The following is a 25,511-nucleotide window of genomic DNA, read 5'->3' on the forward strand; positions in this document are numbered from 1 at the left end:
GCCGGCGCCGATCATCCGCCACATGTGATAGCCGCTGCCGCAGCCGACGTCGAGGATCGTTCGGCCGGTCAAATCGGAAAGATGCGGCAGAACGCGATCCCACTTCCAGTCAGAGCGCCATTCGGTGTCGATATCCACGCCATACAGCGACCACGGGCCTTTGCGCCACGGCATCAGGTTGCGCAGCAGGTTTTCAATTCGCAGCCGATGGCCTTCGCTCAGCGGAACTTCGCTTTCCGCGGTCACGCTGTGCAGCAGGTCGAGACGATAGGGCGAAAGCTCAGGGAGAAACTCAACGGCCCGCTCCCATTCACGGTACTTACCGTGCAGGGCCTCGCGCTGCCAGGCGGCAACCTGGGCGGGAAGCGTCTCCAGCCAGTGGGATAGCGGACCTTTGGCGATACGCTGATAAAAATTGCTGAAATCGATCATGCCGTTTCCCCGGACTTCACCGCCACCAGCGAGCCAAAGTTAAAGCACTGGAACCACAGTTCGGCGTGTTCGAATCCGGCCTTGCGCAGCCGCGCTTTATGGGTTTCTACCGAGTCGGTGAGCATAACGTTTTCCAGCATGCTGCGCTTTTGGCTGATTTCCAGCTCGCTGTAGCCGTTGGCGCGCTTAAAGTCGTGATGCATGTTAAACAGCAGTTCGCCGACGTTGGCATCTTCAAAGCTGAATTTTTCCGACAGCACCAGCGCGCCGCCCGGATTCAGCCCCTGATAGACCTTATCCAGAATCGCCTGGCGTTCGTCGGGCTCAAGGAACTGAATGGTGAAATTGAGCACCACCATTGAGGCGTTTTCGATGGTGACGTGGCGAATATCGCCTTCCACCACCTCAACCGGCGTCGGCGCCTTGTAGGCGTCGATATGGCGACGGCAGCGCTCAACCATCGCCGGGGAGTTATCCACGGCCACAATCCGGCAGCCGGCGTGGGAAATATTACGCCGTATCGAGAGCGTGGCTGCGCCAAGGGAGCAGCCGAGATCGTAGACCTGGGTATCAGGCTGCACAAAGCGCTCGGCCAGCATGCCAATCATCGAAATAATGTTGGAGTAGCCAGGAACGGAGCGCTGGATCATATCCGGGAAGACTTCAGCAACCCGTTCATCAAAGGTCCAGTCGCCGAGGCTGGCGATCGGCGCGGAAAAAAGGGTATCGCGGTGAGACATAAGGTTAAACCCGAAAAAACGAAAACGGCGTATTGTGCGCTAATGTAAGGAGAAAACCAACTCCCAGGGCATATACCACAGGTTCGCGAGCACCATCAGCACCAGCGCGCACCAGGTGGCGCTCATGCCGGAACGACGCCAGCTGTAGAGCCGGTGATGGAAACCGTAAGAGTGCATCAGCCGGCCGGCGATAAGCAGGATACCGCAAAGGTGCACCATCCAGTTCTGCGCGCCGTCCATCTCGACAAACAGCAGCAGGATAAGCCCGATCGGCAGGTACTCAACCGCATTGCCGTGCACGCGGATAGCAACCTGTAGCTCGCTAAAGCCGCCGTCGCCGTATCCGACGTGATACTGCGTGCGCAGGCGTACGACGTCAAAAGAAAACTTGATTAACAATAACGCACCCAGGACGGCATACAGCGCGCTGACCATACAAAAAACTCCCTTTCACTGTGTCAGATGGCTCCGACTATCATAGCAGGATATCAGAAAAGAGAGGTCTGCTGAGGAATTGACGGTGCCGGGCCGACGTCGGGCAGCACCGCGCGTAAATCGGCCCACAGGGTGTCGACCAGCGCCGGCGCGTGGGCGATATCCGGCGTATGCAGGAACAGGTAGGGCGTGGTCGATTGGCTCCACTTCGGCAGCGTCTGCAGCCAGATGCGAAACAGCTCGTGGTTCTGCGCCATATCGTCGCTGCCGATGAAGCGCACCAGCGGATGATGCGCGGTGACCACCGCATGGACCGGAAGCTTCGGCTTTTTACGCTGCGCGTCGAGCGCGGCCGGGCTGCGGGCGGTAACGCTGTGCACCGGACGGCTATCGAGGATCACCCGGTTAACGGCGCGCTGGTGCAGCCCGCGGTTGAGCTGCTGCTCGTCGTCGCCCTTGGCAAAAAAGGCCGGATGCCGTACCTCGACGCCGTAGGTGAAGCCGGCGGGCAGCCCGTCGAGAAACTGCCACAGGGCGGGGAGGTCTCGCGGCCCGAAGGTCGCAGGCAGCTGCAGCCAGTACTGGCCGATACGCGTCTCAAGCGGCGCGAGCCGGGTAAAAAACTCGCGGCTTAAATCGCCGCAGTTGCGCAGCGCCGCCTGATGCGAAATGGTGGCCGGAAACTTAAAGCAGAAGCGAAAGTCGTCGTGGGTTTGCTCGAACCAGCGGGCCACTATCTCGGCTTTAGGCAACGCGTAGAGGGTCGTATTCCCCTCTACGCAGTTAAAGTGGCGAGCGTACTGTTCCAGACTGGTTATGCCAAGGCGCACCCATTTCGGATGCGACCATTGCGGGAGCCCAATATAGATCATAGCGCGGCGAGAATGTCCTCAGTGCTGCGCACGCGGGCAATGCGCGGGAAGATGTTCGTCATGCTGCCCTGATGCTGCTCGGCGGAGGCCGCGCTGCAGGCGTCCTCGGCGATCAGCAGATTGAAGCCCAGCTCCCAGGCGTTGCGCGCGGTGGATTCAACGCCGATATTGGTTGAGATACCGCACAGAATAATGGTGTCGATGCCGCGGCGGCGCAGCTGCAGCTCGAGATCGGTGCCGTAAAAGGCGCCCCACTGGCGCTTGGTGACCTCGATATCGCTATCCTGTTTGCCCAGCGCAAGCGGCCAGGTCCACCAGTTATCCGGCAGCGCATGCGCCCCCGTTTGCGCATCAACCGGCTGTTTTAGCGCTTCGCCAAAGTCGGCAGACCAGCCGACGCGGACCATGATCACCGGCGAGCCCTGCTGACGACATTTCTCCGCCAGACGAGCGGCGCGAGCGACCACCTCATCGGCGCGGTGCGGGCCGCCGGCGAACGGCAAAATGCCTTCCTGCAGGTCGATGACCACAAGCGCCGTTTTTTTCGCATTGAGTTCTGGCATAGTATCCCCGTATCTTCTGTAGTTTGGCCGTTACAATACCGTTGCCATTCGCGCTCCAGGGTAACAAATTTTGTTAATTTTTGTGAGCGTAGCCAATAAGCGCGCAGCAAAGCAACGGACAAACTGCGTCGGGCTTATCGTGCGGCAGAATTTCCAGTATAATAGCCGCCTTTTTTCATTCAGTTGTGACATTCAGCTAAAGCCGCAACTTCGTGGCCTGCAGGGCAGGCAACAATCCGCCAGTGGCTAAGTTAAGGGATATCTCATGCGTACAGAATATTGCGGGCAGCTGCGTCTGTCCCACGTGGGGCAGCAGGTGACTCTGTGTGGTTGGGTCAACCGTCGTCGTGATCTTGGTAGCCTTATCTTCATTGATATGCGTGACCGCGAAGGCATCGTACAGGTGTTTTTCGATCCGGAACGTGCGGATGCATTAAAGCTGGCCTCCGAACTGCGTAATGAGTTCTGTATCCAGGTGACGGGCACCGTGCGTGCGCGTGACGAAAAAAACGTCAACGGCGATATGGCTACCGGCGCCATCGAAGTGCTGGCTTCCGATCTGACCATCATTAACCGCTCAGAAGCGCTGCCGCTGGATTCTAACCACGTCAACACCGAAGAAGCGCGACTGAAATACCGCTATCTGGATCTGCGTCGTCCGGAAATGGCCCAGCGTCTGAAAACGCGGGCAAAAATCACCAGCCTGGTCCGTCGTTTTATGGACGATCACGGTTTCCTCGATATCGAAACCCCGATGCTGACCAAGGCCACGCCGGAAGGCGCGCGCGACTATCTGGTTCCGAGCCGCGTGCATAAAGGCAAATTCTACGCGCTGCCGCAGTCTCCTCAGCTCTTCAAACAGCTGCTGATGATGTCCGGCTTCGACCGCTACTATCAGATCGTGAAATGCTTCCGTGATGAAGACCTGCGCGCCGACCGCCAGCCGGAATTCACCCAGATCGACGTGGAAACCTCCTTCATGACCGCACCGCAGGTGCGCGAAGTGATGGAAGCGCTGGTTCACGAGCTGTGGCTGAACGTGAAGGGCGTGGATCTGGGCGAGTTCCCGATCATGACCTTTGCCGAGGCCGAACGTCGCTACGGTTCCGATAAGCCGGACCTGCGCAACCCGCTGGAGCTGGTGGATATTGCTGACCTGGTGAAAGCGGTTGAATTTGCCGTCTTCTCCGGCCCGGCAAATGATGCCAAAGGTCGCGTTGCCGCACTGCGCGTGCCGGGCGGCGCGGCGCTGACCCGTAAGCAGATCGATGAATACGGCAAGTTCGTGCAGATTTACGGCGCCAAAGGCCTGGCGTATATGAAGGTCAACGAGCGCGCAAAAGGCCTCGAAGGCATCAACAGCCCGGTGGCTAAATTCCTCAACGCGGAAATCGTCGAAGCCATTCTCGAGCGCACCGCTGCCCAGGACGGCGATATGATTTTCTTCGGCGCCGATAATAAGAAAGTGGTTGCCGATGCCCTGGGCGCGCTGCGCCTGAAGCTGGGTAAAGACCTTAGCCTCACCGACGAAGACAAATGGGCGCCGCTGTGGGTTATCGACTTCCCGATGTTTGAAGACGACGGCGAAGGCGGCCTGACCGCGATGCACCACCCGTTCACCTCTCCGCGCGATATGACCGCGGACGAGCTGAAAGCCGCGCCGGAAACGGCGATTGCCAACGCCTACGATATGGTCATTAACGGTTACGAAGTCGGCGGCGGCTCGGTGCGTATTCACAGCGGTGAAATGCAGCAGACCGTGTTCGGCATCCTCGGGATCAACGAGCAGGAGCAGCGTGAGAAGTTTGGCTTCCTGCTGGATGCGTTGAAATACGGTACGCCGCCGCATGCGGGCCTCGCATTCGGCCTTGACCGTCTGACGATGCTGCTGACCGGCACCGATAACATTCGCGACGTCATCGCTTTCCCGAAAACAACCGCCGCCGCCTGTCTGATGACCGAAGCACCGAGCTTCGCCAATCCGACCTCGCTGGGTGAATTAGGTATTCAGGTTGTGGCGAAAGAGACAAAAGAGTCTGCGGAGAATAAGTAAGATGTCATTCAAGCTCCCCGTTTCTGTTCTGGTGGTGATTTATGCCGAAGATACAAAGCGGGTGCTGATGCTGCAGCGGCGCGATGATTCCGCTTTCTGGCAGTCGGTAACCGGCAGCCTGGAAGCGGGAGAAACCGCGCTGCAAGCCGCCGCGCGCGAAGTAAAGGAAGAGGTCGCAATAGATGTTGCCGATGAGCATCTGGCCTTAATTGACTGTCAGCGTACGGTGGAGTTCGAGATTTTTTCTCATTTACGTCATCGCTATGCGCCGGGCGTTGAGCGCAATACGGAATTTTGGTTCCGCCTTGCGCTCCCTCATGAACGCCAGATTGTGTTTACCGAACATCTGGATTACCGCTGGGTCGCCGCGACGGAAGCCGCCGCGTTGACCAAGTCGTGGAGTAACCGGCAGGCGATTGAAGAATTTGTAATTAACGCCAACTAATATTCCCCGCCTCCTGCTGGTCAGAAGGCTTCGGGAAAACGGCATTTTTGGAGAGTTTTTTATGGCAGGTCATAGTAAGTGGGCCAACACCAAGCACCGCAAAGCGGCACAGGATGCCAAACGCGGTAAGATCTTCACTAAAATCATTCGCGAGCTGGTCACTGCCGCGCGTTTAGGCGGCGGCGATGCGGCTTCTAACCCGCGTCTGCGCGCAGCAATTGATAAAGCGCTGTCCAACAACATGACCCGCGATACCCTGAACCGCGCTATCGCCCGTGGCGTAGGCGGCGATGATGACGCGAACATGGAAACCATCATTTATGAAGGCTACGGCCCGGGCGGCACGGCGGTGATGGTTGAGTGCCTGAGCGACAACCGCAACCGTACCGTTGCCGAAGTGCGTCACGCCTTCACCAAAACCGGCGGTAACCTCGGCACCGACGGCTCGGTGGCCTATCTGTTCAGCAAAAAAGGGGTGATCTCCTTCGAAGCTGGCGACGAAGACGTGATTATGGAAGCGGCTCTGGAAGCGGGTGCGGAAGACGTTGTGACCTACGACGACGGCGCGATTGACGTCTACACCGCCTGGGAAGATATGGGCGCCGTACGCGACGCGCTGGAAGCGGCTGGCCTGAAAGCCGACGCGGCCGAAGTCTCAATGATCCCGTCGACGAAAGCCGATATGGATGCGGAGACCGCGCCGAAGCTGCTGCGTCTGATCGATATGCTGGAAGATTGCGACGACGTGCAGGAAGTTTATCATAACGGCGAGATCTCTGATGAGGTCGCCGCAACGCTGTGATTCCCGTCATCTTTCAGCCCACAGCGGCGTTGGCTCTCCTCGCTTACCCTGGTTACGTAGTGCATCTACGTTCCCGGGGATGCGCCGCCTGGCCGGCTGGCTGTGAACTGAAATATTTAGGGTCTCAGGGCTTAGTTATTACCGGAGATGCGTGATGGCTATTATTCTCGGTATTGACCCGGGTTCGCGCATTACCGGCTATGGCGTTATCCGCCAGGTCGGGCGGCAGTTAAGCTATCTTGGCAGCGGATGCATCCGCACTAAGGTGGACGATCTGCCGTCGCGCCTGAAGCTGATTTACGCGGGCGTGACGGAAATTATCACCCAGTTTCAGCCGGATTATTTCGCGATTGAACAGGTGTTTATGGCGAAAAACGCCGACTCGGCGCTGAAGCTGGGGCAGGCGCGCGGGGTGGCTATCGTCGCGGCGACCAATCAGGATCTTCCGGTCTTTGAGTACGCCGCGAGGCAGGTCAAGCAAACCGTGGTCGGCATCGGCAGCGCGGAAAAAAGCCAGGTGCAGCATATGGTGCGCACCCTGCTGAAGCTGGCGGCTAACCCGCAGGCGGATGCGGCGGATGCGTTGGCCATTGCGATTACCCACTGCCACGTGAGTCAAAACGCGACGCAGATAGGCGATAGTCGGCTAAACCTGGCGCGCGGACGCTTGCGATAACGTCAAATCAGGCTGGATATTTATCCAGCCTTTTTTTATGATACCGGCAGATACTTTAGCCCTTAACGCAGGAGCAGCATGTGATAGGCAGACTCAGAGGCATCGTTCTCGAAAAACAACCCCCGCTGGTATTACTGGAAACGGGAGGCGTTGGCTATGAAGTGCATATGCCTATGACCTGCTTTTACGAGCTGCCTGACGTGGGCAAAGAGGCGGTCGTATTTACCCATTTTGTGGTTCGCGAAGACGCGCAGCTGCTGTTTGGTTTTAATAACAAACAGGAGCGTACGCTGTTTCGCGAGCTGGTTAAGACCAACGGCGTAGGGCCGAAGCTGGCGCTGGCGATCCTTTCCGGCATGTCGGCGCAGCAGTTTGTTAACGCCGTCGAGCGCGAAGAGGCCGCGGCGCTGGTTAAGCTGCCAGGAATTGGCAAGAAAACCGCCGATCGCCTGATCGTTGAAATGAAAGATCGTTTCAAAGGGCTGCACGGCGACCTGTTTACTCCGGCGGCGGATCTGGTGCTGACCTCGCCGGCCGGCCCGTCCGATGACGACGCCGAACAGGAAGCGGTTGCCGCCCTGGTGGCGCTGGGCTATAAACCTCAGGAGGCCAGCCGAATGGTGAGTAAAATCGCCCGTCCGGATGCCAACAGTGAAACGCTAATCCGCGAAGCGCTGCGCGCCGCGTTGTGAGGTAAGGGATGATTGAAGCAGACAGGCTGGTATCGGCAGACAGCACCGGGTTTGAAGAGACGGTCGATCGCGCAATCCGCCCTAAACTACTGGCAGAGTACGTGGGCCAGCCGCAGGTGCGCTCGCAAATGGAGATCTTTATCCAGGCGGCCAGGCTGCGCGGAGACGCGCTCGACCATCTGCTGATCTTTGGCCCGCCGGGGCTGGGGAAAACGACGCTGGCCAACATCGTCGCCAATGAGATGGGCGTCAACCTGCGCACCACCTCCGGACCGGTGCTGGAGAAAGCCGGTGACCTGGCGGCGATGCTGACCAACCTCGAACCCCACGACGTGCTGTTTATCGATGAGATTCACCGCCTTTCGCCGGTGGTGGAAGAGGTGCTCTATCCGGCGATGGAGGACTATCAGCTGGATATCATGATTGGGGAAGGGCCCGCGGCGCGCTCGATAAAAATCGATCTGCCGCCGTTCACCCTGATTGGCGCGACTACGCGGGCCGGTTCGTTAACCTCGCCGCTGCGCGACCGCTTCGGTATCGTCCAGCGGCTGGAGTTTTATCAGATTGCCGATCTGCAGCACATTGTGAGCCGAAGCGCCCGCTTTATGGGGCTGGATATGAGCGAAGAGGGCGCGCTGGAAGTGGCGCGTCGCGCGCGGGGCACCCCGCGTATTGCCAACCGCCTGCTGCGGCGGGTGCGTGACTTCGCGGAGGTGCGTCACGACGGCAGCATCTCTCTCGAGATTGCCGCCCAGGCGCTGGATATGCTTAACGTTGACGCCGAAGGATTTGATTATATGGACCGCAAGCTGCTGCTGGCGGTGATCGATAAATTCTTTGGTGGCCCGGTCGGCCTGGATAACCTGGCGGCGGCCATTGGCGAAGAGCGCGAAACCATTGAAGACGTGCTGGAGCCCTATCTTATCCAGCAGGGCTTCCTGCAGCGAACGCCGCGGGGACGCATGGCGACGGTTCGTGCCTGGAACCACTTCGGCATCAAGCCGCCGGAAATGCCCTAGCCGGGCGCCTCAGCCGGTAGCGCTGCCCGGCGCAGCGCTACCGGAAGAAGAGGACTCAGGCGGCCGTTTTCTTCATCATGCTGAAGATAAACAGCACCGCAGCGCACAGCACCACCGACGGGCCGGCCGGCGTGTCGTAGAACGCCGAGAAGGTCAGTCCGCCGGTGACCGCGATCGCCCCGATACCCACGGCGATAGCCGCCATCTGCTCCGGCGTACGCGCAAAACGCCGCGCCGTGGCGGCGGGGATGATCAGCAGCGAGGTGATGATCAGCGCCCCGACAAACTTCATCGCCACGCCGATAGTCAGGGCGGTGACCAGCATCAGCAGCAGCTTCACCCGCTGCAGCTTCACGCCGTCAACGAACGCCAGGTCGGGACTGATCGTCATTGACAGCAGGTTGCGCCACTGCCAAAGCAAAATGGTCAGCACGATCGCCACGCCAATGGCGATGGAGATCAGGTCCTCCGGCGTCACCGCCAGCAGATCGCCAAACAGGTAGGCCATCAGGTCTACGCGGACGTTCGACATCAGGCTGACCACCACCAGCCCCAGCGACAGCGCGCTGTGGGCCATAATCCCCAGCAGCGTATCGATGGCGAGGTGAGGGCGCTTCTCCAGCCATACCAGCCCGCCCGCCAGCAGCAGCGTGATGGCGATAACGGCGTAGAAGGGGTTGACGTTGAGCAGCAGGCCAAAAGCGACGCCGAGCAGCGAGGCGTGGGCGAGGGTATCGCCAAAATAGGACATCCGGCGCCAGACGACAAACGAGCCCAGCGGGCCGGCGGCGCAGGCGAGCATCACCCCGGCCAGCCAGCCGGGTAACAGTAGTTCAATCATCAGCGGTCATTTCCCCGACGCAGTACAATCCGCCCCTGCAGGTCGTGGCGGTGATTATGATGGTGACGATAAATACCCAACTGTTCCGCGCCGCGCTGGCCGAACATTGAGATAAACTGCGGGTGCATCGAGACCACTTCCGGCGTGCCGGAGCAGCAGATATGCTGATTCAGGCACAACACTTCATCGGTTTTCGCCATCACCAGGTGCAGGTCGTGGGAGACCATCAGCACCGAGCAGTTAAGCTCCTGGCGCAGCTGGTTAATCAGGTCATACAGCGCTACCTGGCCGTTGACGTCGACGCCCTGCGTCGGCTCATCAAGCACCAGCAGCTGCGGCTGATTTAACAGCGCCCGCGCGAGCAGCACGCGCTGCGTTTCGCCTCCGGAGAGTTTCTGCATCGGGGCATCGATCAGATGCCCGGCCTGGACACGCTTCAGCGCCGGCAGTATATCCTGCTTACGCGTCTGCGGACGCAGGCGCAAAAAGCGGCTGACGGTGAGCGGCATCGTGGCATCAAGGTGTAATTTTTGTGGGACATAGCCAATGCGCAGCTTTCCCTCTCGCTTGATAACACCGTCAGTGGGTGCTACCAGCCCGAGAACGACCCGTACAAGCGTGGATTTACCGGCGCCGTTCGGGCCGAGTAAGGTCAAAATTTTGCCTGGCTTAAGCGTGAGCGAAATGTCAGACAGCACGCGCCGCTGGCCGAAGGCCACCGAGACGTTTTGCAAAGTTACAAGATTTGTCATGTCAAATTAAGGGTTGCACAAGCTAGTGAATGTTATAATATCACATCTTTCTCATTCATTACGACGATTAGACGCATTATGTTACATAAAAATACGCTTCTTTGCGCTGGACTTAGCGCCGTTTTTTTGTTCACCCAGACCTCCGCGGCGAATGCCGCCGTGGTTGCCTCACTGAAACCTCTTGGCTTTATCGCTTCCGCTATCGCTGACGGGGTCACCGACACCCAGGTACTGCTGCCAGATGGCGCCTCCGAGCACGACTATTCTCTGCGCCCTTCAGATGCAAAACGCTTACAGAACGCAGACTTAGTGGTGTGGATTGGCCCTGAGATGGAAGCCTTTATGGATAAGTCAACGCAAAGCATTGCGCCAAACAAAAAGGTGACGATCGCCCAGCTTGACGGCGTGAAACCGCTGCTCATGAAAGGCGCGGATGATGACGATGACCACGACGGCCACGATCACGCTGCAGGTGGAAAAAGTGACGACGATCACCATCACGGCGAATACAACATGCATCTGTGGTTATCCCCAGAGATAGCACGGCTTTCGGCGGTTGCAATCCACGATAAATTATTGGAACTTATGCCGCAGAGTCGAGCCAAACTTGACGCTAACCTGAAGGAGTTTGAGGCAAAATTAGCCTCGACCGATAAACAGGTGAGCCACGAGCTGGCACCGCTGCAAGGAAAAGGGTATTTCGTTTTTCATGACGCCTACGGCTACTTTGAAAAACACTACGGTCTGACATCGCTTGGTCATTTCACCGTCAACCCTGAAATTCAGCCTGGTGCGCAGCGTTTACACGAAATCAGAACACAGCTGGTTGAGCAAAAAGCGACCTGCGTTTTTGCTGAGCCACAGTTCAGGCCAGCCGTTATAGAAGCTGTTGCCAGAGGTACCTCCGTGCGCATGGGAACCCTCGATCCGCTGGGTACAGGAATTAAGCTGGGTAAAGATAGTTACCCGCAGTTCCTGAATCAGCTGGCGAACCAGTATTCGAGCTGCCTGAAAGGAGATTAACGAGGAAGTGAATACGTGCAACAGATAGCCCGCGCTGTCACTCAGGCATTTAACAATTTGCCACGACCTCACCGCGTAATGCTGGGGTCGTTGAGCGTTCTAACCTTAGCGGTCGCCGTCTGGCGACCGTACATCTACCACCACGAATCAGCCCCTATTGTCAGAACGATTGAGCTGGAAAAAAGCGAAATCCGTTCCCTGCTGCCGGAAGCCTCTGAACCTATCGATCAGGCCGCGCAGGAGGAAGAAGCTATACCTCAGGACGAGCTGGACGATAAGGCCGACGGCGATTCAGGCGGCCATGAGTACGTCGTATCAACCGGCGATACGCTCAGCAGCATCCTCAATCAGTACGGTATCGAAATGGGCGATATCTCCCTTTTATCGACCGCTGATAAAGAGCTGCGCAACCTCAAGATTGGCCAGCAGCTCTCATGGACCCTGACGGCGGATGGCGATCTGCAAAGCCTGACCTGGGAAATGTCCCGTCGCGAAACCCGCACCTATAATCGCGTGGGTAACGGCTTCAAGATGAGCAGCGAGCTGCAGGAAGGGGACTGGGTCAACAACGTGCTGAAAGGTACCGTTGGCGCCAGCTTCGTCTCCAGCGCGCGTAGCGCGGGCCTCACCAGTACCGAAGTCAGCGCGGTTATTAAAGCCATGCAGTGGCAGATGGACTTCCGCAAGCTGAAAAAGGGCGACGAGTTCTCGGTGCTGATGTCGCGCGAAATGCTTAACGGCAAGCGGGAGCAGAGCCAGCTGCTGGGCGTGCGTTTACGTTCCGACGGCAAGGATTACTACGCCATCCGTGCCGAAGACGGCAAGTTCTACGATCGCAACGGTACCGGCCTGGCGAAGGGCTTTATGCGCTTCCCAACCGCGCGCCAGTTCCGCGTGTCGTCAAACTTTAACCCGCGCCGCCTCAATCCGGTGACCGGACGCGTCGCGCCACACCGCGGCGTAGACTTCGCGATGCCGCAGGGCACCCCGGTACTTTCCGTCGGTGACGGCGAGGTGGTGGTGGCCAAACGCAGCGGCGCGGCGGGGTACTATGTCGCTGTGCGCCACGGCCGTACCTACACCACCCGCTATATGCACCTGCGTAAGCTGCTGGTGAAACCCGGGCAGAAGGTGAAGCGCGGTGACCGCATTGCGCTGTCGGGCAACACCGGCCGCTCTACCGGGCCACATCTGCATTATGAAGTATGGATTAACCAGCAGGCGGTAAACCCGCTGACGGCGAAGCTGCCGCGTACGGAAGGGCTGAGCGGTTCCGACCGCACGGATTATCTGGCGCAGGTGAAAGAAGTGATGCCGCAGCTGCGATTCGACTAACGCGCTGTTATTAAAAGCCGGTGCCAGCGCGCGCCGGCTTTTTCTTTTGTACCTTCCCCAACGTGTCGCTAAACTATAGCCTTAAGTATCTCCTTATCTTTATTCAGCACCATTTTTGCGGATCGGGCATGGAAACGAAAAAAAATAATATTGAGTTTATTCCAAAATTTGAGAAATCCTTTTTACTCCCGCGCTACTGGGGCGCGTGGCTGGGCGTTATTGCTTTTGCGGGGATTGCGCTGACGCCCCCGTCGTTCCGCGATCCGATTCTCGGCAAGCTGGGGCGCTTTGTCGGCAGGCTGGCCAAAAGTTCGCGCCGCCGCGCGCAGATAAACCTGCTGTACTGTTTCCCGGAAAAGAGCGAGCAGGAGCGCGAAGCGATTATTGATGAGATGTACGCCTCTGCGCCTCAGGCGATGGTCATGATGGCAGAGCTGGGCCTGCGCGATCCGCAGCGCATTCTTTCCCGCGTCGACTGGCAGGGAAAAGAGATCATCGACGAGATGCAGCGCAATAACGAAAAGGTGATCTTCCTGGTGCCGCACGCCTGGGGCGTGGATATCCCGGCGATGCTGATGGCGTCCGGCGGACAAAAAATGGCGGCGATGTTCCATAATCAGGGCAATCCGGTATTTGATTACGTGTGGAATACCGTCCGCCGCCGCTTTGGCGGGCGCATGCACGCGCGCAATGACGGCATCAAGCCGTTTATCCAGTCGGTACGTCAGGGCTACTGGGGCTACTATCTGCCCGATCAGGATCACGGCGCCGAGCACAGCGAGTTCGTGGATTTCTTTGCCACCTACAAAGCCACGCTGCCGGCGATCGGCCGCCTGATGAAGGTCTGTCGGGCGCGGGTGGTTCCGCTGTTCCCGGTCTATGATGGCGAAACCCATCGTCTGACGGTGCTGGTACGCCCGCCGATGGACGACCTGCTGGAGGCCGATGACAATACGATTGCCCGGCGGATGAACGAAGAGGTAGAAATTTTCGTCAAGCCGCATAGCGAGCAGTACACCTGGATCCTCAAGCTGCTGAAAACCCGCAAACCCGGCGAAATCGAACCCTATAAGCGCAAAGAGCTCTTTCCGAAGAAGAAATAGCGCCGCCTGTCGCTCAAGGTAACGATTATTTAGCCACTGTACGCCGACGCGTCAGTGGCTAAATTGTTTAAGCAGTGAGTCATGCTCCACAATCAGCCGATAGCGGTACTCCGGCCTCCCCGTGGCGCCGTAGTGGTTGCTGGTGTGCAGAATATCGATCTGCGCCAGCCAGATCAGATACTTGCGGCAGGATACCCGGGAAATATCCAGCTGCGCCGCCAGCTCGTTGGTTGAAAATTCGGCTTCAGGATGAGCGCCTATCCAGCGGCACACCGTGCGCAGCGTTTCGGCGGTCAACCCTTTTGGCAGGCGACGGCTCTCCGCGCGCTGCCGCGAAGCGTGATTGAGCAGGTCGTCAATGTCCGACTGCTGGTAACAGGGCACGGCGTGGCGCTGGCTACGCTTGTGGCTCCAGGCGATCAGCGCCTCTTCAAAGCGGGAGAACTGGAAGGGCTTGATGAGGTAATCCACCACCCCGTAGCGCATTGCGCTCTGCACGGTGAACGCGTCGGCGGCGGAGGTGATCATGATGACGTCAATATCGTGCGCCGACCGGCGCAGCGCCGGCAGCAGGTCCAGACCGTTTTCCTTATGCATGTAAACATCGAGCAGGATCAGGTCAATGCCCTGCGGACGTTCGCTGATGATGCGCTGCGCTTCGCCGAGGGTCGGGGCGATGCCGCAGCAGCAAAAGCCGTTAAGCCGGCTGAGAAACAGGCGGTTTAGCTCAGCGACCATCGGATCGTCATCGATAATAAGGACATTTATCACGCAGGCCTCTCTTAAGGCCGGGAGGCTATCTGCCTCCCGGATATCACATTACCGGCCGGACCCGTCTTTTTAGAACGATGAGCGTTTATAGGCGGTGTAGCGCGCCTGCCAGTAGGTTTGTTCGATGCGGGCAAGCAGCTGCTCTTCGCTGAGCTGCGGCGCCACGCCCTCCTGCTGGGCGGCCTTCGCGATAGCCAGGGCAATGGCGCGCGATATCGTTTCGATCTCCGCCACCGGCGGCAGCAGCCCGCCGCTTTCCGCCGCTGCCAGCGGGGAGTGAGCGGCCAGGGTGCGGCTTGCGGCGGTGAGCATCTTTTCCGTTATCCGCTCGACCTTGCCGGCCAGCACGCCGAGCCCGAGTCCGGGGAAGATATAGGCGTTATTACATTGGGCAATATCGTAGGTTTTACCCGCGTAAACCACCGGGGCAAAGGGGCTGCCGGTGGCGACCAGCGCGGCTCCTTCCGTCCAGGCGATCAGATCCGCCGGCTGGGCCTCGGCGCGAGAGGTTGGGTTCGAGAGCGGCATGATAATCGGGCGGGCGCAGTGCCGGTGCATCTCTTTGACAATCTCTTCGCTGAACAGACCGGGCTGTCCTGAAACGCCGATCAGTACGGTCGGATGCGCATGGCGCACAACGTCGAGCAGCGAGACGGGGCCGGCGCCGACGTCCCAGTGGGCAATGCTGTGTCGGGAGGTGACCAGCTTTTGCTGGAAATCGAGCAGCTCGGGGATCGCGTCCGTCAGCAGGCCGCAGCGATCGACCATAAACACCCGGCCGCGGGCCTCGTGCTCGGACAGCCCCTCATCGACCATCATCGCCACGATCTTTTCCGCGATACCGCAGCCCGCGGAGCCGCTGCCTAAGAAGACCACGCGCTGATCGCATAAGCGGCTGCCGGCCGCCTGGGCGGCAGCGATGAGGGTACCCGTCGTCACGGCGGCAGTACCCTGAATATCATCGTTGAAGCAGCACAGCCGATCGCGATAGCGCTGCAGGAGGCGGGTGGCGTTCTTTTGGGCAAAATCTTCGAACTGCAGCAGCACGTCAGGCCAGCGGCGCTTCACCGCTTCAATAAACATATCCATAAACTCGAGGTAGCTGTCGTCGTCGATGCGCGGGTGGCGCCAGCCCATATAGAGCGGATTGTCGATCAGCTGCGCGTTGTTGGTGCCAACGTCGAGCATGATCGGCAGGGTAGAGGCCGGATGAATACCGCCGCAGGCGGTGTAGAGCGAGAGTTTGCCAATCGGGATGCCCATTCCGCCAACGCCCTGGTCGCCGAGGCCGAGAATGCGCTCGCCGTCGGTGACCACGATGACCCGGATATCGTTGCGCGAGAAGCTTTGCAGCATCTCATCAATTTGGTGGCGGTCCGGCCAGGAAATAAACAGGCCCCTGGCGCGGCGATAAATTTCCGAAAAGTGTTCACAGGCCTCGCCGACCGTCGGGGTATAGACGATAGGCAGGGTATCGGTCATATGCGTGCGCAGAACGTTATAAAACAAGGTCTCGTTAGTATCCTGGATATTGCGCAGATAGACGTGGCGTGAAATATCGCGTTTAAACTGACAAAACTGTTCCCAGGCTCTTGCCGTTTGCTCCTCAATCGTTTCCACCTTTTGCGGCAGAAAACCGTGCAGGCCAAAGGCGTCGCGTTCGCCGTCGGTAAATGCCAGCCCTTTATTAAGTAACGGGTTTTCCAGTAAGACGGAGCCGTTATAGGGAGTGTAAATAGTTTCCTGGTTTAACATGGGTTACTCCTGAATATGTATTATGCAAAGAATACCGATCAAAAACTTATAGCTAATTAATAGCGCGGAGACCGCCGGGCATAATTTAGGAAATTAAATAGATCATTATGCCCTCCGTCACCACGCCGAGAGCGGTGCCGATTAAAATCGATGAGGATGCTGATTCAATATAGGTATCGCTGCGCAGGGCAAACATTCCGGCGGCAATTGCGGATGGGGTGGCGCCGATAATAATAACCTGCTGCATTAGGCTATGGCTCAGACCCAGCGCCAGCCCGGCCGCCGCCATCATTCCCGGTTGAATCAGGTTTTTAATTCCGATATTAGTAAATACCTGACGATTTAACGCCGGGCGTTCGCCGTAAAACAGCAGGCCGAGGGCAAACAGGGAGAGGCCGCCGGCAATTTTACCGACCATTTCAATCGGGGCGCTCAGGAGATGCGGCAGCTTTATTCCGGCAAGGCTTAACAGGACGCCTAATATCGGGATCCAGACAATTGGATTTCTGACCGCCTTCATCAGATTTTGCCATACCAGCATCGCGGGGTTCAGCTGCGGCTCCTCTGCCGCGGTGTTTTTATCGCCGAGGCGAATAAGGATAATCGTCAGCGGGATCATAAACACGCTGGTGATGAGATTGCCGATCAGCACGCCAAGGAAGCCTTCCGGCCCGATAAGCACCGCCAGCACCGGCGCGCCAAAATAGGCCATGTCGGGAAACGAGCAGACCAGGGACTGGATCGCGCTGGTCTTGATATCGTGGCGGAACACGTAGCGTGAAATCAGCAGGGTCAGAAAATAAGAGCCCATCAGGCCAATAACCAGCACCGCCATAAAAGTGAAATTTTTAATTTTATCCGGGTTGGTGTTTAAGGCGCCAATAAAGAGATGAAAGGGCAGGGCGAAACGAATAACCACGGTCGCTAAAACCGTGGCATCTTCTCGGCGGGTATAGCCGAGCTTGCCGCTGATCCATCCGAGTAGCATGATAAATACCAGCGGGAACAGTGATTCTAATAATAGTGAGGGCATAGGGTATCCTGATAAAGTATGGTCTGCGACTACTGTTTTTTTAAATCTAACAATCCCTCGCGTGCCGCAGGGTGATAGAAATCACAGTCTGTTTTGTTTAAATACTTTTACGCCGAGGACTTTACTTACAAATATAGGCGGGAAGGTAACCTGATGTTTTCATTGAGGAGGGCTAAAAATACTCGCCGCGATAATTTTAATTACAAAAGGCTGACTTAAATTACTTAACGTTGAGATTTAAGGTCAATCACAAAAGCATCATCAGAAATGGCGCATGGCTTTTTTATGCCCGACGGCTGTGCTACTTTTTTTCAGGTTCAATGTGCTCGATGTACTATTTTATTCTCGAATTTACTCTGGTTGAATAACATTATTGTTATTTACGCCCCTACCTGGCTATTTATAAAAAATAAGGTGCAAGATGGAAAATAATTCACTAAATCATCCTGTTGATAATTCACTGCCTGCCCGACCCGCGGTCAGAATGCTGGGGAGTGCGGAAGTGGGATCCGTTCCGCTGGTGCTGTTCGTCGGTATTGCGATCGTTGTGGCCGTTGCCGCCTACGCCAGCGTATTGCCAAAAAATATGATCGGCGGCCTGGCGGTGATTATGACCCTGGGCTTTGCGTTTGCCAAAATTGGCCGCATGGTCCCGGTACTGAAGGATATCGGTGGCCCGGCGATACTGTGCCTGATGGTGCCTTCGGCGCTGGTCTACTTTGAAATGTTTGCCCCGCACACCCTGGCGACGGTGCATCTGCTGATGAAAGAAGCCAATCTGCTTTATTTCGTTATTGCCTGTCTGGTGGTGGGCAGCATCCTGGGGATGAATCGGGTGATCCTGATTCAGGGGATGGTCAGAATGTTTGTCCCGCTGGTTGTCGGGACGTTTGCCGCTATCCTCACCGGCCTGCTGGTAGGGACGCTGTTTGGCTACAGCCTGTACCACACCTTTTTCTTTATCATCGTGCCGATCATCGGCGGAGGGATCGGCGAGGGCATTCTCCCGCTTTCGCTGGCCTATTCGGCGATCCTTGGGCAAACCCCCGACGTCTACGTTGCGCAGCTGGCTCCGGCGGCGGTCGTCGGCAACATCTTTGCGATTATTTGCGCCGGAGTACTGGCGAGACTGGGCGTTCGTCGCCCGGAGCTGTCCGGGAGCGGGATGCTGATCCGCAGCCGTGAGGATAACAGCGTCTTCACTCAGGCCCAGGGCCCGCAGCAAACCGACTTTCAGCTGATGGGCGGCGGGCTGCTGATGATTTGCGCCTTTTTCATCGTCGGCGGGCTATTGGAGAAGCTGGTGCATATTCCCGGCCCGGTGCTGATGATCCTTGCCGCCGTCATTTGTAAATATACCAAAGCGATCCCGGCGGCGATGGAGGTCGGTGCCTACAGCTGCTACAAATTTGTCTCCGCGGCGCTGGTATGGCCGCTGATGATCGGGCTTGGGATGCTGTACGTGCCGCTGGAAAGCGTGGTGGCGGTATTCTCCGTCGGCTACGTGGTGGTGTGCGGGTCGATCGTTATCGCCATGGCGCTGAGCGGGTTCTTGATTGCATCGCGCCTCAATATGTACCCCGTGGAAGCGGCGATCGTTACCAGCTGCCATAGCGGCCTCGGCGGGACCGGAGACGTCGCGATCCTGTCGGCCTCTAACCGAATGTCGCTGATGCCGTTTGCACAGATTGCGACCCGTATCGGCGGGGCGTCGACGGTGATTGCCGCTACGCTGCTGATGAACTGGGTGGTGTGATGCCTTTGCCCGGCGAGCGCCCGCGCACGGCCGGGATAAAAAAATACCTGCCGACGTTACGCCGGCAGGTATTGAGTTGCGGGGTCGGTAGCGCGGTGGCTTATTCGACGGTCAGGATACGCGTGGTGTTGGTGCTACCGATGGTGCTCATCACGTCACCCTGGGTGACGATAACGAGGTCGCCGGAGACCAGATAGCCTTTATCACGCAGCAGGTTTACCGCATCGTGGGCGGCGGCAACGCCATCGTTGGTGCTGTCAAAATAAACCGGCGTCACGCCGCGGTACAGCGCGGTCAGGTTAAGGGTGCGTTCATGGCGGGAAAGGGCAAAAATCGGCAGGCCGGAGCTGATGCGCGAGGTCATCAGCGCGGTGCGGCCGGATTCGGTCATGGTGATGATAGCGGTTACACCTTTCAGGTGGTTCGCGGCATACATCGCCGACATGGCAATCGCTTCTTCCACGTTGTCGAACTGAATATCCAGACGGTGTTTGGAGACGTTGAGGCTCGGGATTTTTTCCGCGCCGAGGCAGACGCGGGCCATGGCGGCAACGGTTTCCGACGGATACTGGCCGGCTGCGGTTTCAGCAGAAAGCATCACCGCATCGGTGCCGTCCAGCACGGCGTTGGCTACGTCCATGACTTCTGCACGAGTCGGCATCGGGTTGGTGATCATCGACTCCATCATCTGGGTGGCGGTGATGACCGAGCGGTTCAGCTGACGGGCGCGGCGGATCAGGGCCTTCTGAATACCCACCAGCTCCGGATCGCCGATCTCGACGCCCAGATCGCCACGGGCGACCATGACAACGTCGGAGGCGAGAATAACGTCGTCCATCGCGTCCTGATCGCAAACGGCTTCCGCGCGTTCCACTTTAGCCACGATCTTCGCGTCGCAGCCCGCTTCACGCGCCAGGCGGCGAGCGTAGTTCAGATCTTCCCCGCAGCGCGGGAAGGAGACGGCCAGATAGTCAACGCCAATTTTTGCCGCGGTGATGATATCGGCTTTGTCTTTTTCGGTTAGCGCTTCGGCGGAGAGGCCGCCGCCCAGCTTGTTGATGCCCTTGTTGTTGGACAGCGGTCCGCCGACGGTGACTTCGGTGAACACCTTCAGGCCCTGAACTTCCAGCACTTTCAGCTGAACGCGGCCATCATCAAGCAGCAGGATGTCGCCAGGCACCACGTCCGCCGGCAGTCCTTTATAATCAATACCGACTTTTTCTTTGTCGCCTTCGCCTTTATCAAGCTCGGCGTCCAGCAGGAATTTATCGCCGACATTGAGGAAAATTTTGCCTTCTTTGAAGGTCGATACGCGAATTTTCGGCCCCTGCAGATCGCCGAGGATTGCCACGTGGCGGCCCAGTCTGGCCGCGATCACGCGGACTTTATCCGCGCGAATCTGATGATCTTCCGGGGTACCGTGAGAGAAGTTCATGCGTACGACGTTAGCGCCTGCAGCGATAACCTTTTCCAGGTTGTTGTCGCGGTCGGTTGCCGGGCCTAAGGTGGTAACGATTTTGGTTCTGCGAAGCCTTCTGGACATGTAATACTCCGTTGACTAAAACAACTTTGGTGTTGCGTGAACATGGAATCGGTCGTGCCAGCCGGTAAAGTTGCTATGCTGAAACGTAACCGAAGGTGTAATGGGTCACTACTTATTATCTGGTTTTATGGGTTGTTGCTGTGTACGGGCAGTTCTTTATCAAAACGCGATTCTTTCAACGCTTCCTTGACCCTCTTCAAGTTATCTCTGAATTTTGCGCCACGGCGCAGGGTAAAGCCGGTAGCCAGCACGTCGATGAGGGTCAGCTGGGCGAGGCGCGAGACCATCGGCATATAAATATCGGTATCTTCGGGAACATCAAGCGTAATGGAGAGCGTTGCTTCACGCGCCAGCGGCGTTCCCGCCGAGGTGATCGCGATAACCATGGCATCGTTTTCACGGGCCAGCTGCGCCAGCTCAACCTGGCTTTTCGTTCTGCCGGTGTGGGAGATTATCACCACCACGTCATCATCATTGCAGTTCATACAGCTCATGCGTTGCAGGACAATGTCATCGGAGTAGATTACCGGCACGTTGAAGCGAAAAAATTTATTCATCGCGTCATGGGCCACAGCGGCCGAGGAGCCGAGGCCGAAGAAGGCGATTTTTTTCGCCTGGGTTAAAAGATCGACGGCACGATTAACCGCGGACATATCGAGAGAATGGTGGACCTGATCTAAACTGGCCATCGCGGACTCGAAAATTTTTCCGGTGTAAGACTCTACGCTGTCGTCTTCATCAACATTGCGGTTAACATAGAGGGTGCCGTGCGCCAGACTTTGCGCCAGATGCAGTTTAAAATCAGGGAAGCCGCGGGTTTCAAGGCTGCGGCAAAAGCGGTTGACGGTAGGTTCGCTGACGCCGGCTTCCAGGGCGAGCGCGGCAATGCTTGAGTGGATGGCCTGCGCGGGCTCCGCAAGAATGACCTCGGCCACTTTGCGTTCGGATTTGCTAAGGTGTTCCAGCCGGGACTGAATTTTTTCCAGCATATTCATGGTAACAAGGCGCTCATCAATGGAAGCGATTTCATTAATGGGTGAAATCATCAGGCGTTTTAGCAAGAATATACCCCTCCGCAATCGTCAGCGGGGAGGAATGACCTAAAAAAATGTTGTTTTTTTTCATTACATGATCAGAGTCGTATTTTATTAACTGATAACCGGTCGAAACAACGAACAATATTAGCCGTCTGCCCAAATTGTCGCCTGAAGTTTTCTCCTCGTGCGGTTTAGCGCCTGGAAAGGGGGGCCGAGGCTTTCGGGAAAATCGTAAACACAGTACAGTGCAGTGTAAGAAAATTACAAATTATAGCCTGGCATAAGCACCAGACTATCAACTGAGGAGAATGACATGGCGGTAACGCAAACGGCCCAGGCATGCGATCTGGTCATTTTCGGCGCGAAGGGTGACCTGGCGCGGCGTAAATTGTTGCCTTCCCTGTATCAGCTTGAGAAGGCTGGCCAGATCAACCCGGATACCCGCATCATCGGGGTGGGACGCGCTGACTGGGATAAAGATGCTTACACCAAGGTAGTTCGTGAAGCGCTGGAAACCTTCATGAAGGAAAAGATTGATGAAGCGCTGTGGGATACCCTGAGCGGGCGCCTGGAGTTCTGCAATCTTGATGTTAACGACACCAAAGCTTTTACCCGTCTGGGCAAAATGCTCGACCAGAAAAATCGCGTCACCATCAACTACTTTGCCATGCCGCCAAGCACCTTTGGCGCCATCTGCAAAGGCCTTGGCGAAGCGAAGCTGAACGCTAAGCCGGCGCGCGTGGTGATGGAAAAACCGCTGGGGACCTCTCTTGACACCTCCCGCGAGATCAACGATCAGGTCGGCGAATTCTTTGAAGAGTGCCAGGTTTACCGTATCGACCACTATCTTGGTAAAGAAACGGTCCTCAACCTGCTGGCGCTGCGCTTCGCCAACTCCCTGTTCGTCAACAACTGGGACTGCCGCACCATCGATCACGTTGAGATCACCGTAGCGGAAGAGGTGGGTATTGAAGGACGCTGGGGCTACTTCGATCAGGCCGGGCAGATGCGCGACATGATCCAGAACCACCTGCTGCAGATCCTGTGCATGATAGCCATGTCCCCGCCGTCGGACCTCAGCGCAGATAGCATCCGCGATGAGAAAGTTAAGGTTCTGAAGTCGCTGCGTCGTATCGATCGCGCCAACGTGCGCGAGAAAACGGTACGCGGCCAGTACACCGCGGGCTTTGCGCAGGGTAAAAAAGTGCCGGGCTACCTTGAGGAAGAGGGCGCAAACAAATCCAGCAATACCGAAACCTTCGTGGCGATCCGCGTTGATATCGACAACTGGCGCTGGGCCGGCGTGCCGTTCTACCTGCGCACCGGTAAACGTCTGCCGACCAAATGCTCTGAGGTCGTGGTTTACTTCAAGACGCCGGAGCTGAACCTGTTCAAAGAGAACTGGCAGGAGCTGCCGCAGAACAAGCTGACCATTCGCCTGCAGCCGGATGAAGGCGTCGATATCCAGGTGCTCAACAAAGTGCCGGGCCTTGACCACAAGCATAATCTGCAGATCACCAAGCTGGACCTGAGCTACTCGGAAACCTTCAACCAAACGCACCTCGCCGACGCCTACGAGCGTCTGCTGCTGGAAACCATGCGTGGGATCCAGGCGCTGTTCGTGCGCCGAGATGAGGTGGAAGAGGCGTGGAAGTGGGTTGACTCCATTACCGAAGCCTGGGCCGCCGACCGCGATGCGCCGAAGCCTTATCAGGCGGGGACCTGGGGACCGGTTGCCTCGGTGGCGATGATCACCCGCGACGGGCGTTCATGGAACGAATTCGAGTAAGCGCTCGTTATCCGGAGGAGTTATTTTACCGGTAACATGATCTGGCGCAGAAAGCCGCATAATTTTTAATCTTTTAAGCTCCGGGAGGATTCACCCCCGGAGCTTTTTTTATTACACTGCGGGCAGACATTTTGCCTCTGAGCTGCAGCGTTGGTGCCTTTTACATCTTCTGATATCGTAAAAATGCCGCAGCCGGACAGATAAATTTTTAGGAGCCTTTATGAATTCGACAATGTTACGGGTAACAAATCGCATTATCGAACGGTCGCGCGATACCCGTGCTGCCTACCTCGCACGGATTAACCAGGCCAAAACGGATACCGTCCATCGCGCCCAGCTGGCGTGCGGTAATCTGGCCCACGGTTTTGCTGCCTGTCAGTCGGATGATAAAGCCTCGCTGAAGAGCATGCTGCGTAACAATATTGCCATCATCACCTCCTATAACGACATGCTGTCCGCGCATCAGCCCTACGAGTCCTATCCCAATATCATCCGCAGGGCGCTGCATTCGGTGAACGCGGTTGGCCAGGTTGCCGGCGGCGTGCCGGCGATGTGCGACGGGGTCACCCAGGGGCAGGACGGAATGGAGCTCTCGCTGCTGAGCCGCGAAGTGATCGCCATGTCTGCGGCCATCGGCCTGTCGCACAATATGTTCGACGGCGCGCTGTATCTTGGCGTCTGCGACAAAATCGTCCCCGGCCTGGCGATGGCCGCGCTCTCCTTTGGCCATCTGCCGTCGGTATTCATTCCGTCTGGCCCGATGGCCAGCGGTCTGGCAAATAAAGAGAAGGTGCGTATTCGCCAGCTGTACGCTGAAGGTAAGGTCGATCGAATGGCGCTGCTGGAGTCCGAAGCCGCCTCTTACCACGCGCCGGGCACCTGTACGTTCTACGGCACGGCTAACACCAACCAGATGGTGGTGGAGTTTATGGGCATGCAGCTCCCGGGCTCTTCGTTCGTGCATCCGGATGCCGAACTGCGCGAAGCGCTGACCGTCGCCGCCGCGCGTCAGGTCACCCGCCTGACCGGCAACGGCAACGAGTGGATGCCGCTGGGCAAAATGTTCGACGAGAAAGTGGTGGTTAACGGCATCGTGGCGCTGCTGGCGACCGGCGGCTCAACCAACCATACGATGCACCTGGTGGCCATGGCGCGCGCCGCGGGCATCATCATCAACTGGGATGACTTCTCCGAACTGTCGGACGTGGTGCCGCTGCTGGCGCGCCTCTACCCGAACGGTCCGGCGGATATCAACCACTTCCAGGCAGCAGGCGGCGTGCCGGTGCTGATCCGCGAACTGTTGAAAGGCGGGCTGCTGCACGAAGATGTCAACACCGTGGCCGGCTTTGGGCTGTCGCATTACACCATGGAGCCATGGCTGAACAACGGCGAACTGGACTGGCGTGAAGGGGCAAGCGTGCCGCTCGACGACCAGGTCATCGCGACCTTCGACAAGCCGTTCTCTCGCCACGGCGGCACCAAAGTCCTGAGCGGCAACCTCGGCCGTGCGGTGATGAAAACCTCGGCGGTGCCGGTGGAAAACCAGGTTATCGAAGCGCCGGCGGTGATTTTTGAGAGCCAGCACGACGTGCTGCCCGCTTTTGAAGCCGGGATGCTGGACAAGGATTGCGTGGTGGTAGTTCGCCATCAGGGGCCAAAAGCGAACGGCATGCCAGAATTACATAAACTTATGCCGCCACTTGGTGTATTATTGGACCGCCGTTTCAAAATAGCGCTAGTCACCGATGGGCGACTCTCTGGCGCATCAGGCAAAGTTCCGTCAGCCATCCACGTCACGCCTGAAGCCTACGACGGCGGGCTGCTGGCGAAGGTCCGCGATGGCGATATCATTCGCGTCAACGGCCAGACCGGCGAGCTGACGCTGCTGGTGGACGATGCCGAACTGGCCGCGCGGCAGCCGCATATTCCTGACCTGAGCGGTTCGCGAGTCGGGACCGGTCGTGAAATGTTCTCTGCGCTGCGTGAGAAACTCTCCGGAGCCGAACAGGGCGCAACCTGCATCACTTTTTAAGACCATACAATT

General features: G+C 57.6%; 23 protein-coding genes and 1 pseudogene. 12 read left to right on the forward strand and 12 right to left on the reverse strand.

What is annotated here, in order from left to right:
- The 5 genes from PFH44_RS04430 to PFH44_RS04450 form a co-directional block, all read right to left on the reverse strand.
- On the reverse strand, positions 1-432 hold a 432-nt coding region (locus tag PFH44_RS04430; protein ID WP_283824416.1), incomplete at its 3' end, for a DUF1698 domain-containing protein.
- The gene (cmoA, locus tag PFH44_RS04435; RefSeq protein ID WP_045859241.1) at positions 429-1,172 is read right to left on the reverse strand and encodes a carboxy-S-adenosyl-L-methionine synthase CmoA; all 744 of its coding nucleotides are present in this window, start codon (positions 1,170-1,172) and stop codon (positions 429-431) included. The genes PFH44_RS04430 and cmoA, both read right to left, overlap by 4 nt.
- Before the next feature lie 39 nt (positions 1,173-1,211).
- A complete protein-coding gene (locus PFH44_RS04440; RefSeq protein ID WP_045859239.1) occupies positions 1,212-1,607 on the reverse strand; it encodes an MAPEG family protein in 396 nt (131 codons plus the stop codon).
- Positions 1,608-1,660: 53 nt separating this feature from the next.
- Positions 1,661-2,479, reverse strand: coding sequence for a DUF72 domain-containing protein (locus tag PFH44_RS04445; RefSeq protein WP_283824417.1), 819 nt, complete (start codon positions 2,477-2,479; stop codon positions 1,661-1,663).
- Positions 2,476-3,042: a hydrolase gene (locus PFH44_RS04450; RefSeq protein ID WP_041146244.1), complete on the reverse strand. Its 567-nt coding sequence runs from the start codon at positions 3,040-3,042 to the stop codon at positions 2,476-2,478. The genes PFH44_RS04445 and PFH44_RS04450 overlap by 4 nt, the downstream gene beginning before the upstream one ends.
- Positions 3,043-3,307: 265 nt before the next feature.
- Between PFH44_RS04450 and aspS the strand changes: the two genes are divergently transcribed.
- From aspS to ruvB, 6 genes are all read left to right on the forward strand, one after another.
- Complete coding sequence (aspS, locus tag PFH44_RS04455; protein ID WP_283824418.1) at positions 3,308-5,095, forward strand: aspartate--tRNA ligase; 1,788 nt, start codon at positions 3,308-3,310, stop codon at positions 5,093-5,095.
- Between the two features lies 1 nt (position 5,096).
- The gene (gene nudB / locus PFH44_RS04460; protein ID WP_045859234.1) at positions 5,097-5,540 is read left to right on the forward strand and encodes a dihydroneopterin triphosphate diphosphatase; all 444 of its coding nucleotides are present in this window, start codon (positions 5,097-5,099) and stop codon (positions 5,538-5,540) included.
- Between the two features lie 61 nt (positions 5,541-5,601).
- The gene (locus PFH44_RS04465; RefSeq protein ID WP_045859232.1) at positions 5,602-6,342 is read left to right on the forward strand and encodes a YebC/PmpR family DNA-binding transcriptional regulator; all 741 of its coding nucleotides are present in this window, start codon (positions 5,602-5,604) and stop codon (positions 6,340-6,342) included.
- Between the two features lie 154 nt (positions 6,343-6,496).
- On the forward strand, positions 6,497-7,018 hold the full coding sequence (gene ruvC, locus PFH44_RS04470; RefSeq protein WP_041146240.1) for a crossover junction endodeoxyribonuclease RuvC: 522 nt from the start codon (positions 6,497-6,499) through the stop codon (positions 7,016-7,018).
- Between the two features lie 80 nt (positions 7,019-7,098).
- Positions 7,099-7,710, forward strand: coding sequence for a Holliday junction branch migration protein RuvA (ruvA, locus tag PFH44_RS04475; protein WP_045859229.1), 612 nt, complete (start codon positions 7,099-7,101; stop codon positions 7,708-7,710).
- Between the two features lie 8 nt (positions 7,711-7,718).
- Positions 7,719-8,729, forward strand: coding sequence for a Holliday junction branch migration DNA helicase RuvB (gene ruvB / locus PFH44_RS04480; protein ID WP_045859228.1), 1,011 nt, complete (start codon positions 7,719-7,721; stop codon positions 8,727-8,729).
- Between the two features lie 55 nt (positions 8,730-8,784).
- Here ruvB and znuB read toward each other — a convergent pair whose 3' ends face one another.
- Entirely contained in the window at positions 8,785-9,570 is a 786-nt protein-coding gene (znuB, locus tag PFH44_RS04485) for a zinc ABC transporter permease subunit ZnuB (protein WP_045859226.1), read from the reverse strand.
- Positions 9,570-10,322: a zinc ABC transporter ATP-binding protein ZnuC gene (gene znuC / locus PFH44_RS04490; protein ID WP_041146236.1), complete on the reverse strand. Its 753-nt coding sequence runs from the start codon at positions 10,320-10,322 to the stop codon at positions 9,570-9,572. The genes znuB and znuC overlap by 1 nt, the downstream gene beginning before the upstream one ends.
- A 78-nt stretch (positions 10,323-10,400) precedes the next feature.
- Between znuC and znuA the strand changes: the two genes are divergently transcribed.
- The 3 genes from znuA to lpxM all read left to right on the forward strand — a co-directional run bounded on the left by znuA (position 10,401) and on the right by lpxM (position 13,783).
- Positions 10,401-11,345 carry a zinc ABC transporter substrate-binding protein ZnuA gene (gene znuA, locus PFH44_RS04495; RefSeq protein WP_045859224.1) on the forward strand — a complete coding sequence of 315 codons (945 nt, stop codon included), beginning with the start codon at positions 10,401-10,403 and terminating at the stop codon, positions 11,343-11,345.
- Between the two features lie 15 nt (positions 11,346-11,360).
- Positions 11,361-12,680 (forward strand): murein DD-endopeptidase MepM, encoded by a 1,320-nt coding sequence (gene mepM, locus PFH44_RS04500; protein WP_045859222.1) that lies wholly within the window; start codon positions 11,361-11,363, stop codon positions 12,678-12,680.
- A gap of 128 nt (positions 12,681-12,808) precedes the next feature.
- Positions 12,809-13,783: a lauroyl-Kdo(2)-lipid IV(A) myristoyltransferase gene (gene lpxM, locus PFH44_RS04505; RefSeq protein WP_283824419.1), complete on the forward strand. Its 975-nt coding sequence runs from the start codon at positions 12,809-12,811 to the stop codon at positions 13,781-13,783.
- A 51-nt stretch (positions 13,784-13,834) separates the two neighbouring features.
- On the opposite strand, the gene dcuR is transcribed toward lpxM, so the two are convergent.
- The 3 genes from dcuR to PFH44_RS04520 all read right to left on the reverse strand — a co-directional run bounded on the left by dcuR (position 13,835) and on the right by PFH44_RS04520 (position 17,342).
- Positions 13,835-14,554, reverse strand: coding sequence for a two-component system response regulator DcuR (gene dcuR / locus PFH44_RS04510; protein WP_283824420.1), 720 nt, complete (start codon positions 14,552-14,554; stop codon positions 13,835-13,837).
- Between the two features lie 69 nt (positions 14,555-14,623).
- Positions 14,624-16,309 carry an NAD-dependent malic enzyme gene (locus PFH44_RS04515; protein ID WP_045859217.1) on the reverse strand — a complete coding sequence of 562 codons (1,686 nt, stop codon included), beginning with the start codon at positions 16,307-16,309 and terminating at the stop codon, positions 14,624-14,626.
- 85 nt (positions 16,310-16,394) lie between these two features.
- Positions 16,395-17,342, reverse strand: coding sequence for an AEC family transporter (locus PFH44_RS04520; RefSeq protein WP_283824421.1), 948 nt, complete (start codon positions 17,340-17,342; stop codon positions 16,395-16,397).
- A gap of 421 nt (positions 17,343-17,763) precedes the next feature.
- Between PFH44_RS04520 and PFH44_RS04525 the strand changes: the two genes are divergently transcribed.
- Positions 17,764-19,098, forward strand: coding sequence for a 2-hydroxycarboxylate transporter family protein (locus PFH44_RS04525; protein WP_283824422.1), 1,335 nt, complete (start codon positions 17,764-17,766; stop codon positions 19,096-19,098).
- Between the two features lie 100 nt (positions 19,099-19,198).
- Here PFH44_RS04525 and pyk read toward each other — a convergent pair whose 3' ends face one another.
- Both pyk and PFH44_RS04535 read right to left on the reverse strand, forming a co-directional pair.
- Positions 19,199-20,641, reverse strand: coding sequence for a pyruvate kinase (pyk, locus tag PFH44_RS04530; protein WP_283824423.1), 1,443 nt, complete (start codon positions 20,639-20,641; stop codon positions 19,199-19,201).
- Between the two features lie 125 nt (positions 20,642-20,766).
- Positions 20,767-21,671 (reverse strand): annotated as a pseudogene (locus tag PFH44_RS04535) (MurR/RpiR family transcriptional regulator).
- A gap of 320 nt (positions 21,672-21,991) precedes the next feature.
- Here PFH44_RS04535 and zwf point away from each other — a divergent pair.
- Both zwf and edd read left to right on the forward strand, forming a co-directional pair.
- Positions 21,992-23,467 carry a glucose-6-phosphate dehydrogenase gene (zwf, locus tag PFH44_RS04540; RefSeq protein WP_041146227.1) on the forward strand — a complete coding sequence of 492 codons (1,476 nt, stop codon included), beginning with the start codon at positions 21,992-21,994 and terminating at the stop codon, positions 23,465-23,467.
- A 220-nt stretch (positions 23,468-23,687) separates the two neighbouring features.
- The gene (gene edd, locus PFH44_RS04545) at positions 23,688-25,499 is read left to right on the forward strand and encodes a phosphogluconate dehydratase (RefSeq protein WP_283824424.1); all 1,812 of its coding nucleotides are present in this window, start codon (positions 23,688-23,690) and stop codon (positions 25,497-25,499) included.
- Positions 25,500-25,511 lie beyond the last annotated feature (12 nt).

Source organism: Klebsiella sp. Ech2A, from assembly GCF_030078455.1.
In the GTDB taxonomy this organism is placed as follows: Bacteria; Pseudomonadota; Gammaproteobacteria; order Enterobacterales; family Enterobacteriaceae; genus Klebsiella; species Klebsiella terrigena.